This window comes from Candidatus Palauibacter sp. (genome assembly GCF_965213655.1).
In the GTDB taxonomy this organism is placed as follows: Bacteria; Gemmatimonadota; Gemmatimonadetes; order Palauibacterales; family Palauibacteraceae; genus Palauibacter.
In genome coordinates this window covers 217,862-232,889 of sequence record NZ_CBDBZT010000003.1, presented here as the reverse complement: position 1 = coordinate 232,889, position 15,028 = coordinate 217,862, and the positions used below count along the sequence as shown (strand labels likewise).

Below are 15,028 nucleotides of genomic sequence, written 5' to 3'. Positions count from 1 at the left end.
GACGCCCGTTCCGCCGCTTTCGCGATGGGAGCCCGGAAGCCAGCAGGAACCGCGATGAGTTGCCGCTCGGGGTATGATCCGCCGCCACTCTGTCCGCTCGCCACTCTCTACCGCCTTTCCGCGTTGCCCCCACCGTCCCGAGGATGCCGGGAAGATGCACCCTCGGGGCCGTGTACCGCAACGCAACGCGCTGTCCCCTTGCTATGTCAATCGGCACGGAAAATGTCCCGGTTATCGGCATTAGAAATGTCCCGGTTCGGCGGTTGCCCCGCTCCGGTCGCTCCGCTTGTCTGTCGATAGGATGTTCAGGCTTGGGCCTGTTGGGAGGGCTCAGCCGAGGCGCTTCTGATCAGAAGCGCCTCGTGGCGGTGGTCGGGCCGTTCGCTTCGCTGGCCGTGAGGGGCCGTAGGGAGTTTGGTCACCACCGTCCTTTCCCGCGTCCTGAATGGATACTCGAGCATCGAGGCTCGCACGACAAGCACAGGAGAGGAAAGAACAGATGAGCACCATCCTTCGCACCGTGGGGATCGACATTTCCAAGGACTGGCTCGACGCCTTCGCCGCGCCGGAGGGGCGAGCATCTCGGTTCCCGAACGACGGGGCCGGCCTCCGTGGCCTGATCGCTTGGATCGGATCGCGTACGAACCGACCGGACCCGGCCAGCGCGACTTTGAGGATACCCTCCTGAAGGCCGGACTCCACCTATGCGCGATCAACCCCTTCCAGGTCCGGTCCTTCGCCCGCTCGCTCGGCCGACGCGCCAAGACCGATGCCGTCGACGCCCGTATGCTCGCGACCATGGCGGCGGCCATCGAGGATCTGCGCCCGACCGAGGCGTGATCGGAGGGACAGCGCGACCTCGCCGAGTTCCAGCAAAACCGCGACGGACTCCGCGAGGACCGGGTTGCCACTATCAACCGCGGCAAGCACTTGCGCATGCCAGTGGGTAAGCGGCTCAACGGGCAGAAGCTGAGACAGATCGAACGTCAGCTGAAGCTCATCGACGCCGAACTCCGGCGTCGGTCCGGGGAGGAGAAGACCTTGGAGCGCCGGGCCGAGATCCTGACCTCCATCCCAGGGATCTCGGACATTACAGCCGCAGGACTGATCGTCCACATGCCGGAACTGAGCTCGCTCACAGGGCCGCGTGCTGCCAGCCTCGCCGGGCTCGCCCCCGTCACCCGCGAGTCTGGACGCTGGAAGGGACGCGGCTTCATCCAAGGCGGAAGGCACCACGTCCGCCGACTGCTCTACATGCCCGCGCTGGTTGCGGTCAGCACAATTCCGACCTCAAGCGCAAGTACGAGGCGCTCGCGGCCCGCGGGAAGCCGTCGAAGGTCGCTCTGACAGCCGTAATGCGGAAGCTCCTCGTGCTCGCCAACGCCCTCGTGCAGCAAGACCGCATCTGGACGCCGTGTCCTCCGCGAGAGTACTGCTGCCCCACCTCCCCGACGCCATGCCAAGTGGGGGGAGCGATAACGCATAATGAAGCCACGGAGCAGCCGAGGGCGGGAGCGGACCCATCGAGAATCAAGTCCGGTTCACTTGACATGGATACTCCCTCCGCGGGGCAGCGCTCGGACCCTGACATTTTCAATGCCTATTGGCACTTCCTCGACGAGCCGTGTGTTCTGATACGGTACGTCCCCGGCCACCGATCCCGGAAATCCGTGTGGTTGCACGCGATTCAAGGGGGTCGCCGATCCCGTGGATCACTTGGGATAGTCATTCGTGTGGGCGTGAGACACCCGTGCAACGGATTCCTGGCCGGCTCGGCCCACCCCGCAGATGCACCGCTCAATCCAGATCAGGTCCCAACCGTCATGGGCGACGATGCCCGCCTCTTTCGCGGACGCCAGCGCGTCACGGGGTCATCGCCCCTGGCGCTCGATCACCGCGACGCAATCGCCCACCCGAAACAGGATCGCACCGGGGTCGGCCGCCTCAAGCTCGAAGAGGATCGCATCCCACGCCCGATCCGCCGCCGCCGAAAACCTCCGACGCCCCCTCCCGAATCCGGCGAGTTTTCGCCGTTCGGAGGCCTTAGAACGGGTTTCGGGGCCGCCTCGGGGGCCGCCTCGGGGTCCGGGGAAGCCACGGAATCGCTGTCGCTGGCCAGAACCGGGCGGGATTCCGCGTTTCCCGCGCCGGGGGTAATAGGGTCGGAGCCCCCGGCCCCTCGAAGCTCCTTAGAGCGGCTCCCAGCCCGTCCGCCGTCACGCCAGCCACTCGCGGATGTCTTCCCCAGAAGTCCCTCCACGGTCCCGGGCGCGCCGGTCGGATTCGGTACAGGTTCCCTCGTGCTCACGGAACCCGCCGCCGTGTCTCGAACCCGTGCGCCGTGAGCACGTCCGCCGCTTCCTCGGGGCCGGACACGTCCGCCTCGCGGTCGCGGTCGTCACCGTCGCGCCAGCGCACCCGCCGCACGTCCGGAGGGATGGCCACAGGGTAGAGCCCGACAGCCCGCGAACGTCCAGCGTCCCGGCCGTCACTGCCCGCATTCATTGACCCGTAGGTAGTCGTCGATGAATTCGTCCATATGCTGGGCCACGTGCTCGGCGGCCTGGGCCACCACCCCGGCGGCGTCGAAGTTCGTGACAACCACGGAAGTTCTCCATGTGACAGCCTTCCCCAAAATTCCTGCGCTGGTAACGACGGATTGAAAAAATTCTGTCTCGACGTGGACGCCGCCGCTCACCTCCGTAGCTTTGGTGGACAGGAAAAACAACGAATTGTTGGCCTCTGCCGGATTATAGATTCGCGCTGCTCGCAGGCGGCTCGTCATGGCCCGCCGCACAACCTCCGCTTGCCCCAAATCAAGGACGGCCACCGGCGCACAATTCGTCAGGAGTTGAAAGCGCTCGAACGTTTCTAGGCTGGACAACTCTCTTATGGGGACGCTCCCGAAGTCGGTTTCTTGGGCAGCGAGAGGGGCCGGGAGAATCGTTGCCGCGAGCGCCACTCCCGCGCCGATCACGGCCCACGCCTCCCCCTTCCCCTTCCCGCCCGCCTTCCGCCTCGCGGCCCGCTCGCTCGGCTCTAACCCCTTCCGGATCAGGCCCCGCAGCCAATCGGCCGGGCTTGTGTCCGCCCCTCGCGCCGCTCGATCGATCCGGTCGCGCCAGCCCTTGGGGAGCGCCGCCGCGATCCGTTCGGGTATCTCGGTCTTGTGTCCAGGCAATCTTCCCTCCGGTCCCAACGTCCCGCCCCCGCGCACCTCGCGGGGAAACACCCGAAACGATGCGGGGGCCGGTACATCGAACGCAAGCAAACCCACGCTTGCCTAGCTTACCTGCGGAGGTTGCCCCCGCTCCCTGAGATTGCTGTAATGCTCCCGCCATTGACATGAGATTCGCCCCGCACGAAAGACGGGGCTGACAGCCTTGCCTCAGCTTCCTCCGGTCACTACCCGGATGAACATTGGCATCATCATCGCAATCATGATGATGAACAGCGCAGCCAAGACCACGCGCCCGATACGCGTGGTACCGAACGCGTCCGTATCCTTCATCCGATCCTCCCGCCACCGACAGCATGACCCTACGGAAGGGGTGGATCCGGCTGCCGTTGAGAGCTGGCCGAGCACCTTGACAGGACGCTCTCCAGAGACGCCGCCTCGCGGCGATCAATCGACAACATCCACTCGAGCCGGACAGCCAGCACGCGGGCGGCGAACCAGCACCGGGAGCGCGGCGGCAGCCAATCCGCCGCGTCGAGCGCGCCCTTGTCACGGCGATTCGTGTCCGGGTCGGCAAGCGTGAGGTTGTCCAGGTCTCGGGCAAACGCCCGTCGACGCTCGATCGACCATGTACATGCGCCGGAATCGTGCGCTTCGGAGAGCGCGACCATGTGCTCGATGTCCGTCTCGCGGTCGGACGCGAACCTCTCCCCCGTGTAGGGGGACCAGATGCCGCCCAAGAGCGCGACGATCTCGGCTTCAACCGAGGCGGGGTAGGCGTAGTCGCCCCGGTCGTATGGCGAGCAACGGGCTTCGGGCGCTATCACGAGGCCGCGCCATCCATTGGCCGACGGTGTCGAGTCGGGTGCAATCGTCTGCGTCGCGCAGCCAAGCCAACCTATGGCGAGAGCCGTCAACCAGAGGATCCTCACCGCAGCGTCCTCGATGCGTACGGTCACCATTCGAGTCTAAGGCAGTGGCCCGACGGACCACAACCGGCCGCTGGACCGGGCACCGAGGACGAATCGGCGGTGCCAATGGTGCCTGCACATCCGTCTGGCTCTCTGGTGCCCGACGAGATCAGCGACGCGAGCTTCCAGAAACAGCGAACCCGAACGGATCGGACCGGGCTCTGGTTCCGGGAGTGGAAGTTGTCGAGGATGTCCTGAACGTTGGACGAGAAACCGTCAAGGTAGTCTACGAAGTCGGTCTTGGGGTTGTTGCCTTCCGGCCCGCGCCCGGAGGTCGCGGAGCGTGAATTGCGAGGTGTTGTGGAAGGCCTGCCCGACGGCATACCGGAGCGCGGTGTCCTGTTTCGCGACCCCGCCGGCATCCACCGTTGCCTTCATGTCGAGGTCGGCCCGTCTGATAGGCTCCACCATCGAGCCTGAGTCCCTGCACGATGCGATTGGGCAACCTGCCGAAGTAGAGCACTTGGGACCGAAATAAACCTTCACATGGAAGCTGTACCGGTCATCTGGAAAGGGCGCTGGCGTTTGTCGCGTCCCATCCATACTGTCAGCAGGTCTTTGGCGTGAGCGGACGGAGCCAACCCGTCGCGCGACGCTTCAGACTGCCGGCCGTAGGCGGTCAGGGGACCACTGGGGATGGGGAGGGGATGGTGACCGACGAAGCCAAGCGCGTACTGCATGCTTTCCGGGACGGGCGCAGATTCAGCTTCGGCATGGTGCAGGAGGCAGCTGCGAGCGACCCGCGCCGGGCTCGCATCGCGCTTGAACAGGCGACTCGATTGGGCTACGTCGTGCGGGTATCGTTCGAGGCGGCGGACCTTTATCGACTCACCGTGACGGGCCGCGACCTCGGCCAGCATCTCGCCGACACCGCATATGCCCATACCGGGATTTCGGGTGTGACGTTGCTCCCACCTGACGAGAACCATGAGGTGAGCATCAACTTCTGACCCCCCCGAGCGGGGAGCAAGGGTGAACGCGGCTGAAACGCGTATGTCCCGATGGGTGGGGCCGGTTGGATTCTCGCCAATCAGTTACGGTTTTCCCGCTTTCGCGGCTCGATCCAGCAAGGTCCAGTAGCACGGCAGAAAACGCAGATCGTGCAGCCCTGAAAATAGTTAGACGATTCCCTGCCGTGATTCTGGCCTCAGGCGATCCGACGTTCCCGCGGGAACGTCAGACGGGCCGGGAGCCGTGGACCGGACCGGCGGGCCGGTCTAGAATCCGCAGACCGTCTCATCTCTCCATCAATCGGAACGCCGGAGCCGAACCATGTCGAAGCTGATCGTCGCCGCCCTTGCGGCAGGTGTCCTCTGGAGCGCGGCTCCGGCTGACCGGCCGGACAATCCGCCGGCCACGTACATCTCTGCAGCCGACATTCTCGCCACGATCGCGAACGCGCCCGAGGGCCGGGTCAGCGACCAGCAGATCCGGCACATCGATGCGGGCGGACACAACGCCGGCGTCGGCGTCGTGCAGCGTCCGCCGACCACTTCGATGGGGGCGATCCAGCACCACAATCAGACCGAGGTCTACTACGTCGTCTCCGGCCGCGGCACGCTGGTGACCGGAGGCGAACTCTCCGACGCGCGCGCCCTCGACCCCGACGGCAACACCGTGCGAACGCTGACCGGCCCCAGTTCCGTGGGCGGGATCGCAGGCGGGGAGAGCCAGGAGATCGGCCCCGGCGACATGCTCATCATCCCGGCGGGTTCGCCACACGGCTTCAGCGAGATCACCGAGACGATCACCTACATCGTCGTGCGCGTGGACCCCGACCAACTCGTCGAGCTAAAGTAGCCACCGTCATTCGCTTCGCAGGGATCCGAAGCTTCCGAGGAGATACGGTATGAGCGACATCACGCGGCGTGACTTCATGGCGGTCTCCGGCCTCGCGGCGGGCGGGGCGGCAATGGCCGGCTGCGGCACGGGAGGCTCCGTGGGCGGATCCGGCACCCCGTTTGGCACCGCCGCCGGAGGCCACGCCGACCTCGTCGTCCGCGACGCTACGGTCTACACGGTCGACGACAACCTGCCCCGGGCCGAGGCGTTCGCGGTCAAGAGCGGCCGCTTCCTCGCCGTCGGCTCGAGCGCCGACATCTCGAACCTCATCGGCCCCGGCACGGACGTCATCGACGCCGCCGGCCACACCGTCGTCCCTGGCTTCATCGACGCGCACAACCACCCCTTCTACTCCGGCACGAAGCACCTCAAGCAGGTGAGCCTCGACGTGCGGTCGATCGACGCGATCAAGAGCGCGCTCGGCGAGCGGGCCCAGAACACCCCGCCGGGCCAGTGGGTGCAGGGCTTCCTGTACGACGATACGAAGCTCGAGGATGGCCGTCCCCTGACCCGGGCCGACATCGATGACGCGGTCCCGAACCACCCCGTCTCCGTCACCCACCGGGGCGGCCACACCGGCGTCTACAACTCGCGGGCGTTCGAACTCGCCGGGATCACCGCCGACACGCCCGACCCACCCGGCGGCAGGTACTACAGGGAGAACGGCGAACTCACCGGGCGCGTGGCGGAACACGCCAAGGATCCGCTCGAGAGCCTCATCCCCGCCGGCACGACTCGCGTCGAGCGGCAGGAGAGCATCCGCCTCATCGGCGAGCGCATGGCCGCGGCAGGCCTCACCTCCGTGCACGAGACCGGGGCCGGCAACGACCTGGTCTCCTACCAGGACGCCCATGAGGCGGGCGAACTCCACTTCCGCGCCTACGTCTTCCCCAACGCCGGCGACCCCTCCGGCCTCTTCGACGCCCTCAAGACGGCGGGCATCCGCACCGGTTTTGGGGACGAGTGGGTGAAGGTGGGCGGGATCAAGTACGGGGCCGACGGCTCTGCCTCCGAGCGCACGATGGCCATGTCGACGCCCTACGTTGGGCGTCCCGACGACTACGGGATCCTCACCATGAACCAGGAGGAGATCCACGAGGCGGTGGACGACGCGGTGCGGAACGGGTGGCAGATCGGCATCCACGCCAACGGCGACCTCGCGATCGAGATGTGCCTCAACGCCTTCGAGCGAGCGCAGCGCGAGATGCCGCAGGCCGACCCCCGCTTCCGCCTCGAGCACTGCTCGCTCGTGAACGACGACCTCCTGCGCCGGATCCGGGACGTGGGCGCGATCCCGACGCCCTTTTACACCTACGTCCACTTTCACGGCAACAAGTGGGGCGAGTACGGCGCCGAGAAGATGGAGTGGATGTTCGCGCACCGACGGTTCATCGACTACGGGATTCCGGTGGCGGGCGCCTCCGATTATCCGCCCGGGCCGTTCGAGGCGCTGATGGGCATCCAGAGCATGGTCACCCGCACCGACATGCAGGGGCGCGAGTGGGGCCCGAGCCAGAAGATCACGGTCGAGGAGGCGCTCCGCGTGTGCACAATCAACGGGGCCCACGCCGCGTTCGAGGAGGGGATCAAGGGATCGATCACGGCCGGCAAGCTGGGCGACTTCGTGATTCTCGCGGAGGATCCGCACACGGCCGATCCCTTCGCGATCAAGGAAATCGAGATTCTGCGCACCGTCGTCGGCGGGCGCACCACTCACGAGGCGTGAGGGACGGCGCGGATCGGGGCACCTGGCCCGAGGACGCGCGACCGGCTGCACGAGACAAGTCGAAGGAGACGAGGATGAGCGAAGTCAATCGCCGGGAATTCGTGGCGCTCTCGGGACTGGCGGCGGGAGGCGCCGCACTCGCGGGCTGCGCCCAGCCGGGCGGAGGCGGGGCCGGCGCGGGTGCCAACGGAGGACACGCGGACCAGGTCGTGACGAACGCGAGGATCTACACCGTCGACGACGCGAACCCGCAGGCGGAGGCGCTGGCCGTGAAGAGCGGACGCTTCCTCGCCGTGGGCTCGAACGCCGACATCGCGAACCTCATCGGTCCCGGCACCGAGCGCATCGACGCGGGCGGCGGCGCCATCGTCCCCGGCTTCATCGACGCGCACAACCACCCCTCCTCCGCCGGCATGCGCCATCTCACGCAGGTGGACATGAACATCCGCACGATCGAGGGGATGAAGTCCGCGCTCCGCGAGCGAGCGCAGAACACGCCGCCGGGCGAGTGGGTCGTCGGCTTCCTGTACGACGATACGAAGATCGAGGAAGGCCGGCCCCTCAACCGCCTCGACATCGATGAGGCGGTCCCCGACCACCCGGTGCAGGTCACACACCGCGGCGGGCACACGAGCGTCTACAACTCGAAGGCGTTCGAACTCGCCGGAATCACGGTCGAGACCCCGGACCCGCCCGGCGGGCACTTCTACCGAGAGAACGGCGAACTGACGGGCAAGGTGGCGTCACTCGCACGCCGCCCGCTGCAGCGCCTCGTCCCCAGCGGGAGCACGCGCGATGAGCGCGCCGCCGGAGTCGCCCTCATCGGAGAACTGATGTCGGCCGCCGGAATCACGTCGGTCCACGAGACCGGCGGGAGCGGCCAGGGCCTGACCGCGCTCCAGGACGCGTACGACACCGGCGACCTGCACTTTCGCATGTACTACTTCCCCTCCGGGGGCAGCCTCCTGTTCGCCGCCCTCAAGCAGGCCGGCGTCCGCACCGGCTTCGGGGACGAGAACCTGCGCATCGGGGCCGTCAAGTACAGCGCGGACGGCTCGGCCTCGGAGCGCACGATGGCGATGCGCACCCCGTACGTCGGGCGCCCCGACGACTACGGCATCAGCACCATGAGTCAAGAGGATATCCACCAGGCGGTGGACGATGCCGTCCGCGCCGGGTTCCAGATCGGGATCCACGCTAACGGCGACAAGACGATCGACATGTGTCTCAACGCCTACGAGCGGGTTCAGCGCGAGATGCCGCAGGCCGACCCCCGGTTCCGGCTCGAGCACTGCTCGCTGGTGGACGACGAACTCCTGCAAAGGATCAAGGACATCGGCGCCATCCCCACGCCCTTCTACACCTACGTCCACTTCCACGGGAACAAGTGGGGGGAATACGGGGCGGAGAAGATGGAATGGATGTTCGCGCACCGGAGGTTCCTCGACTACGACATCCCGGTGGCGGGCGCGTCCGACTACCCGCCGGGCCCGTTCGAGGCGCTGATGGCGATCCAGAGCATGGTCACGCGCACGGACATGCAGGGGCGCGAGTGGGGGCCGAGCCAGAAGATCTCCGTCCCCGAGGCGCTCCGCATCTGCACGATCAACGGAGCCCACGCCTCCTTCGAGGAGAACATCAAGGGCTCGATCACCGAGGGGAAACTCGCGGACTACGTCATCCTCGGCGACGATCCCCACACGGCGGACCCGTACGCAATCAAGGAGATCGAGGTCCTCCGAACCGTCGTCGGCGGCCGCACAACACACGAGGCATGAGTCAGAGACCGCCGAAACCAGCCAACCTGAAGCAGCGGAGTCGTCATGAGTGACGTCCTTCTCGTCGAGAAACTCGACGGACATATCGCCAAACTCACGGTCAACCGGCCGGAGAAGCTCAACGCGCTGAACGGCGCCGTGCGCTGCGCCATCTTCGGCGCGCTCGACCGCCTCGCGGACGACGACGAGGTCCGCGTCGTCATCATCACGGGAGCCGGCGATCGCTCCTTCATCGCGGGCGCCGACATCTCGGAGTTCAAGGACGCGCGCCCGGTCGAGCAGTACCGCAGCATGACGCGCGGCGACATGTACAGCGCGATCGAATCCTTCCCCAAACCCATCATCGCGATGATCAACGGCTTCTGCCTCGGCGGCGGCTGCGAACTCGCCATGTCGTGCGACATGCGGGTGGCCTCGACCTCGGCCCGCCTCGGCCAGCCGGAGATCAACCTCGGACTCATTCCCGGGGCGGGCGGCACGCAGCGGCTCCCGCGCTTGGTCGGCGAGGGATGGGCGATGCGGCTCGTGATGAGCGGCGAGCTGATTTCAGGCGAGAAGGCCGAGCAGATCGGGCTCGTGGAAGCCGCCGTCGACCCGGCGGAACTCGAAGGGCATGTGATGGAACTCGCCTCGAAGATCGCGAGCCGCAGCCCGGTCGCGCTTCAGGCCGCCAAGGAATCGATCCTCGCCGCGCGCCGCATGCCGCTGGATGAGGGGCTGAAGTTCGAGCGCAGCTGGTTCTCGCTCCTCTTCTCCACGGACGACATGGCGGAAGGCGTGGGCGCCTTCCTGGAGAAGCGGAAGCCCGAGTTCAGGGGCTCCTGAGGGGGTCCAGCGGGAGTCTGAAGGCGCCGGGACGGCCCGGCGCGGCTGCAGCCGGTGGCGGTGCGGCTGCGAGCGCGCGGCGGGCTACGACCCCGGCGTCACGACGCTGACGAAGCGGCGGCCTCGTCGGCGGTGGAATTCGACCTGTCCCTCGGTGAGCGCGAACAGTGTGTCGTCCTTTCCCCGGCCGACGTTGCGACCCGGATGAAAGGCCGTTCCCCGCTGCCGAACGATGATATGGCCGGCGATGACGTGCTCGCCGCCGTACTTCTTGACCCCAAGATACTGCGGGTTCGAATCGCGTCCGTTGCGGCTGGAGCCGACACCCTTCTTATGCGCCATCAGTCGCCTTCCTTCGCCGCAATGGCCTTGTCCACATCGCCCTTGAGGATACGGCCGTCCTTGCCCGTCCCCTCGATCGCGCCGAGGTCGAGGCCGTGCTCCTCGGCCAGCTTCCGTGCGACCGGCGTGATGTCCACCGGCCCCGCCTCGACGGCCTCGGGCTCGGGGGGCGACTTGGGTTCGGGCGCCGCGGCCGCCGGCTTCGCCTCCGCTTCCTGCGGCTCGTCGGGCACATCGATGCCGAGGATGCGGATCTCGGTGTAGCCCTGGCGGTGACCCTGCTTCCGCCGGTATCCCTTCCGCCGCTTCATCTTGTAGACGATGATCTTGTCGCCGCGCCCATGGCTCACGACCTCGGCCGCGACCGAGGCGCCGGCCACGCACGGAGCTCCCACATGGACATCCCCGTCCTGCTCGGCGAGCAGCACGTCATCGAACTTGATCGTATCTCCGGGCTCGGCCTGGAGAGAGGGGATGCGGAGCACGGCGTCTTCCACCGCGCGGAACTGCTTCCCCTGAGCCTTGAAAATCGCGTACATATCGTCAGATCACCGCTGAAATTCCACGAATTGCGAGCCGCTGAGATTACCCGGCGCGGGCGGATGTGTCAAACAAATCGGGCCTGATCCGCCGCGTCACCACGGCCGGCAATGGCTAGCTCGAGATGTACTTCTTCGTGACGTCGGCGTCGGCCGGGTGGGCGAGGAGCCGGAACTCGTCGAGGCCGAGCAGGGGATTGTCGCGCAACTCGATCCTGATCCCGCCGCTCTTCCTCATCCGGTCCAGGAATTCGCGCTCGCGCTCCAGCAGGTGGAGGGCGATCACCGGGTGCGTGAGGATCGTGATCCCGCTCTCCCGGCCGGCCGCGGCGACCCGGTCCAGCGCCCGCTCGAGACGGCGCACGACCGTCTCGGAGGCCAGGATTCGCCCCGCACCCTCGCAGTAGGGACACGACTCCATCATCCTTTGGTGCAGGCTGGGGCTCACGCGCTGGCGGCTGAGCTGCAGGAGGCCGAGTTCGGAGATGCCGAACACCTTCGAGCGCGCGCGGTCATGTCCCAGAAGGGTCTTCATCTGCTGCACGACCCTGTTGCGTGACTCTTCCTCGTTCATGTCGATGAAGTCGATGACGATGATCCCGCCCACGTCGCGCAGGCGGAGTTGGCGGGCGATCTCTCCCGCCGCCTCGAGGTTCGTCTTGAGGATGGTCTTCGCCGGATCCCGGCGGCCGGTGTAGCGCCCCGTGTTCACATCGATCGAGACGAGGGCCTCGGTCTGCTCGATCACGACGTGGCCGCCGGACTTCAGGTAAACGGTACGGCGGAACGCCCGGCGGATCTCCTCTTCGATCCCGAACTCGTCGAAGATGGGTGCCGTCCCATCGTACTGGCTCACGCGCTCGAGCAGATCCGGGTCCACCTGCCCCAGATAGGAGCGGATCTCGTGGTACAACTCCGCCGAATCCACCGTGAGCAGATCGATGCGGTCGCTGAACAGGTCGCGGATGATGCCTGATGTCAGCCGCGCGTCCTGGTACACGAGGGCGGGCGCCTTCATGCCCTTCTGCCGGCGCCGCGCCTTCTTCCAAGTCTTCCGCAGCGACTGGAGTTCCCGCTCGCAGGCCTCCTTCGTCAACTCCTCTCCGACGGTCCGGACAATGACCCCGCCGTCGTCGCCGAGGACATCGCGCACCATGCGCCGCAGACGGGCGCGCGTCTCGCGGTCGCCGATCTTGCGGCTGACCCCGACGTGCGATGAGTCCGGGATGTACACGAGGAAACGGCCCGGGAAGGAGATCTGCGCCGTGACGCGGGCGCCCTTCGTGCCGATGGGCTCCTTGACGACCTGAACGAGGAGCGTCTGATCCTTGCGGATCGCTTCCTCGATGCGGGGAGCGTTTCCGTTGCGCCCCCCCCGACGTCCCCCGGTTCGTTCCCGGCCCCCGTTCCCCTCTTCATCGGGATCTTCGTCGGACTGTAGATCGGAGGCGTGCAGGAAGGCGGACTTCTCGGCGCCGATGTTGACGAAGGCGGCTTGAAGTCCGGGCACGATCGCCTCGACCACACCGAGATAGACATCACCGGCCATGCGTCGCTCGTCGGGCCGTTCGTACATCAGTTCGACGAGCTTGTGGTCTTCTACGATCGCGACCCGTTTCTCGCGGGTCGTGGCGTTTACGACGATCTCGCGGCGCACGTCTACATCAACGCGCGCACGGGTTCGCCGTGCCCGATTGTGCTACCAGGGGGCTGACATTCTGTAAGACTCGCTTCTTCGCTGCGAACCGCCGGCCACTGCCCCGGGGGTTCGTGTATCTCTTCGTTACTACCCGGTTCTTGCTGACAATCTGAGACTCAAGGCTGAAGCTGCTCCCACAAACTAATCGAGGGAGCCCGCTTCGCGCAGCATCTCCCGTGAAATCACGATCTTGAGGATCTCGCTCGTCCCCTCGCCGATCTCGGTGATCTTCGCGTCACGCATCATGCGCTCCACCGGATACTCGCGCGAATAGCCGTATCCGCCGTGCAACTGCACGGCCATCGTCGTCACGTCCATCGCCGTCTCCGAGGCGAAGAGCTTGGCCATGGCGGCCTCCTTCTTGTGCGGCTTCCCCGCCATCCGGAGGCGCGCGGCCTGGTGCATCATGAGCCGCGCAGCGTGAATGCGCGTCTGGGCCTCGGCAAGCATGAAGCGGACGCCCTGAAAGTCGTGGATCTTCTTCTTGAACTGCTTTCGCTCTCCGGTGTAGCGGACGGTCTCGTCCAGCGCCCCCTGCGCGATCCCGATCGCGTGGGCGGCAATCCCGACCCGCCCTCCGTCGAGGGTATCGAGGAAGATGGGGAAACCCTGGTCCACCTCGCCGAGCACGTTCTCTTCCGGGACCTCCACATCCTCGAGCGTGAGTTCGCGCGTATCGGATGCGTTCCAGCCCAGTTTGCGCAGCTTCTGTCCGGCGCTGAACCCCGGCATCGGATCGAGATCCGCGGCGTGGCCGAAGCCCACGCGCGCCGCGTCCTCCAGGTCGCACGTTTCCTTGGTGAGGACGAACGCCGTAACCCCCCGAGAGCCCTTGTCGGGCGACGTGAGAGCGCCGACGACGAACACCTCGCCCACGCCGCCGTGGGTGATCCACGTCTTGCTCCCGTTGATGATCCAGCGGTCGCCGGCCTTCCGTGCCGTTGTCCGCATGGCGCCCGCATCGGAGCCCGACCCCGGCTCCGTGAGCCCGAATCCGCCGAGAACCCGGCCGCTCGCGAGGGGCCGCAGGAAGCGTTCCTTCTGTGCTTCCGTCCCCCAGCGGTCGATCGGCGTCGCGGCCAGACTCGTGTGCGCCCCGATCATGATCGAATGGCTCGCGTCCACGCGGGCGAGTTCCTCCACGGCGATCGACGCGGCGAGGAGGTCCATGCCGGCGCCGCCCAGTCCTTCCTCGAAGGGAATCCCGAACAGTCCCAGTTCCGCCATGAGGGCGCCGGTGTCCCAGGGGAAATCCTCCGACTCATCGTAGCGAGCGGCGACAGGAGCGATCTCCGCCTCGGCGAACTCCCGCACCATTTCGCGGATCATCTCATGGTGGTCTTCCAGATAGAAACCCTCGTCTCCCATCCGCTCCTCTGTTCGGTGTAGGCTGACTTAGGGACGCCGCGCGCCTAACGTACCGGGGGCGGGCTGCCCGCCGAAACGTCAGGCAGACCCCGGACGCGTCACGATAGGGCCCCGGCAGGCGTTGACCCTATGGATGGCAAGGGTGCAAGCCCGCGGCGCTCTTCGCGTACCGGCAACGGTGTGGAAGGGAGAACCGTGGACTTCGAGGCGGCATACAGGAACCACTGGGCGGCCCTCTTTCGGTACGTGGACCGGCTGGTGGGTGACGCCGACCTCGCGGCGGACGTCGTACAGGAGGCGTTCGTTCGGCTGTTGGACCAGACCCTGCCGGACGAGGAGGTGCGGCGCTGGCTGTTTACGGTAGCCACGAACCTGGTGCGGGACGACGCTCGTATGAGCGCGCGACGGCGACGGCTGCTGGCGGAGCGCTACGAACAGGCGGATCTCGCGCCCGACCCGGCGGAGTTGCCGGATCGGGCGGTTTTGAGAGCTGAACGGGTCGCGGCGGTGCGCGCCGCGCTGGCGGAGATGCCCGAACGCGACCGTCAGTTGCTGTTGATGAGGGAGGAAGGGTTCCGGTACGCCGAGATCGCCGAGGTGATCAAGGTCGCGCCGGGGTCGGTGGGGACGCTGCTCGCGCGGGCCCTGCGCCGGTTCACGGAGGCGCTGGATCCGCGGATCGTGGAGGACGAGACCGGTCAGGGCCGGTGAGGAGGGGACGATGGGTGAGCGGTCGGGATGCGACTGGAAATCTGCGCTG

General features: G+C 66.7%; 16 protein-coding genes. 8 read left to right on the top strand and 8 right to left on the bottom strand.

Features of this window, described 5'->3' with window-relative positions; genetic code table 11:
* The first annotated feature begins 624 nt into the window (after positions 1–624).
* Together ACOOGH_RS03275 and ACOOGH_RS03270 are read left to right on the top strand one after the other, a co-directional pair.
* The gene (locus ACOOGH_RS03275) at positions 625–840 is read left to right on the top strand and encodes an IS110 family transposase (protein WP_420447552.1); all 216 of its coding nucleotides are present in this window, start codon (positions 625–627) and stop codon (positions 838–840) included.
* Positions 841–936: 96 nt separating this feature from the next.
* Positions 937–1,347 (top strand): transposase, encoded by a 411-nt coding sequence (locus tag ACOOGH_RS03270; protein ID WP_420447551.1) that lies wholly within the window; start codon positions 937–939, stop codon positions 1,345–1,347.
* Positions 1,348–2,304: 957 nt separating this feature from the next.
* Here ACOOGH_RS03270 and ACOOGH_RS03265 read toward each other — a convergent pair.
* The 4 genes from ACOOGH_RS03265 to ACOOGH_RS03250 form a co-directional block, all read right to left on the bottom strand.
* Positions 2,305–2,445, bottom strand: a complete 141-nt coding sequence (locus tag ACOOGH_RS03265; protein ID WP_420447550.1) for a hypothetical protein — start codon at positions 2,443–2,445, stop codon at positions 2,305–2,307.
* A gap of 43 nt (positions 2,446–2,488) precedes the next feature.
* On the bottom strand, positions 2,489–3,181 hold the full coding sequence (locus ACOOGH_RS03260) for a hypothetical protein (protein WP_420447549.1): 693 nt from the start codon (positions 3,179–3,181) through the stop codon (positions 2,489–2,491).
* A 207-nt stretch (positions 3,182–3,388) separates the two neighbouring features.
* On the bottom strand, positions 3,389–3,511 hold the full coding sequence (locus ACOOGH_RS03255) for a hypothetical protein (protein WP_420447548.1): 123 nt from the start codon (positions 3,509–3,511) through the stop codon (positions 3,389–3,391).
* A gap of 29 nt (positions 3,512–3,540) precedes the next feature.
* Positions 3,541–4,005: an HNH endonuclease family protein gene (locus ACOOGH_RS03250; protein WP_420447547.1), complete on the bottom strand. Its 465-nt coding sequence runs from the start codon at positions 4,003–4,005 to the stop codon at positions 3,541–3,543.
* 791 nt (positions 4,006–4,796) lie between these two features.
* On the opposite strand from ACOOGH_RS03250, the gene ACOOGH_RS03245 reads away from it, so the two are divergent.
* The 5 genes from ACOOGH_RS03245 to ACOOGH_RS03225 all read left to right on the top strand — a co-directional run bounded on the left by ACOOGH_RS03245 (position 4,797) and on the right by ACOOGH_RS03225 (position 10,320).
* Positions 4,797–5,099 carry a hypothetical protein gene (locus ACOOGH_RS03245; protein ID WP_420447546.1) on the top strand — a complete coding sequence of 101 codons (303 nt, stop codon included), beginning with the start codon at positions 4,797–4,799 and terminating at the stop codon, positions 5,097–5,099.
* 322 nt (positions 5,100–5,421) lie between these two features.
* A complete protein-coding gene (locus ACOOGH_RS03240; RefSeq protein ID WP_420447545.1) occupies positions 5,422–5,949 on the top strand; it encodes a cupin domain-containing protein in 528 nt (175 codons plus the stop codon).
* Between the two features lie 49 nt (positions 5,950–5,998).
* Positions 5,999–7,717 (top strand): amidohydrolase, encoded by a 1,719-nt coding sequence (locus tag ACOOGH_RS03235; RefSeq protein WP_420447544.1) that lies wholly within the window; start codon positions 5,999–6,001, stop codon positions 7,715–7,717.
* Positions 7,718–7,791: 74 nt separating this feature from the next.
* Positions 7,792–9,495, top strand: coding sequence for an amidohydrolase (locus ACOOGH_RS03230; protein WP_420447543.1), 1,704 nt, complete (start codon positions 7,792–7,794; stop codon positions 9,493–9,495).
* A gap of 45 nt (positions 9,496–9,540) precedes the next feature.
* Positions 9,541–10,320, top strand: coding sequence for an enoyl-CoA hydratase/isomerase family protein (locus tag ACOOGH_RS03225; RefSeq protein ID WP_420447542.1), 780 nt, complete (start codon positions 9,541–9,543; stop codon positions 10,318–10,320).
* 84 nt (positions 10,321–10,404) lie between these two features.
* Here the strand turns inward: ACOOGH_RS03225 and rpmA are convergent, their stop codons facing one another.
* The 4 genes from rpmA to ACOOGH_RS03205 form a co-directional block, all read right to left on the bottom strand.
* Positions 10,405–10,662, bottom strand: a complete 258-nt coding sequence (gene rpmA / locus ACOOGH_RS03220; RefSeq protein ID WP_420447541.1) for a 50S ribosomal protein L27 — start codon at positions 10,660–10,662, stop codon at positions 10,405–10,407.
* Positions 10,662–11,201: a 50S ribosomal protein L21 gene (rplU, locus tag ACOOGH_RS03215; protein WP_420447540.1), complete on the bottom strand. Its 540-nt coding sequence runs from the start codon at positions 11,199–11,201 to the stop codon at positions 10,662–10,664. Before rplU ends, rpmA begins: the two co-directional genes overlap by 1 nt.
* A gap of 115 nt (positions 11,202–11,316) precedes the next feature.
* Positions 11,317–12,858, bottom strand: coding sequence for an Rne/Rng family ribonuclease (locus ACOOGH_RS03210; protein WP_420447539.1), 1,542 nt, complete (start codon positions 12,856–12,858; stop codon positions 11,317–11,319).
* Between the two features lie 183 nt (positions 12,859–13,041).
* A complete protein-coding gene (locus ACOOGH_RS03205; protein WP_420447538.1) occupies positions 13,042–14,268 on the bottom strand; it encodes an acyl-CoA dehydrogenase family protein in 1,227 nt (408 codons plus the stop codon).
* 195 nt (positions 14,269–14,463) lie between these two features.
* Here ACOOGH_RS03205 and ACOOGH_RS03200 point away from each other — a divergent pair, with 195 nt between their 5' ends.
* On the top strand, positions 14,464–14,979 hold the full coding sequence (locus tag ACOOGH_RS03200) for a sigma-70 family RNA polymerase sigma factor (RefSeq protein WP_420447537.1): 516 nt from the start codon (positions 14,464–14,466) through the stop codon (positions 14,977–14,979).
* Positions 14,980–15,028: the final 49 nt, after the last annotated feature.

What these genes read in the sequence shown, in the direction of transcription:
- ACOOGH_RS03270 (WP_420447551.1), top strand. Translation starts at nt 937, where the DNA reads ATGCCAGTGGGTAAGCGGCTCAACGGGCAGAAGCTGAGACAGATCGAA.
- ACOOGH_RS03255 (WP_420447548.1), bottom strand. Translation starts at nt 3,511, where the DNA reads ATGAAGGATACGGACGCGTTCGGTACCACGCGTATCGGGCGCGTGGTC.
- ACOOGH_RS03245 (WP_420447546.1), top strand. Translation starts at nt 4,797, where the DNA reads ATGGTGACCGACGAAGCCAAGCGCGTACTGCATGCTTTCCGGGACGGG.
- ACOOGH_RS03240 (WP_420447545.1), top strand. Translation starts at nt 5,422, where the DNA reads ATGTCGAAGCTGATCGTCGCCGCCCTTGCGGCAGGTGTCCTCTGGAGC.
- ACOOGH_RS03235 (WP_420447544.1), top strand. Translation starts at nt 5,999, where the DNA reads ATGAGCGACATCACGCGGCGTGACTTCATGGCGGTCTCCGGCCTCGCG.
- ACOOGH_RS03230 (WP_420447543.1), top strand. Translation starts at nt 7,792, where the DNA reads ATGAGCGAAGTCAATCGCCGGGAATTCGTGGCGCTCTCGGGACTGGCG.
- ACOOGH_RS03225 (WP_420447542.1), top strand. Translation starts at nt 9,541, where the DNA reads ATGAGTGACGTCCTTCTCGTCGAGAAACTCGACGGACATATCGCCAAA.
- rpmA (WP_420447541.1), bottom strand. Translation starts at nt 10,662, where the DNA reads ATGGCGCATAAGAAGGGTGTCGGCTCCAGCCGCAACGGACGCGATTCG.
- rplU (WP_420447540.1), bottom strand. Translation starts at nt 11,201, where the DNA reads ATGTACGCGATTTTCAAGGCTCAGGGGAAGCAGTTCCGCGCGGTGGAA.
- ACOOGH_RS03205 (WP_420447538.1), bottom strand. Translation starts at nt 14,268, where the DNA reads ATGGGAGACGAGGGTTTCTATCTGGAAGACCACCATGAGATGATCCGC.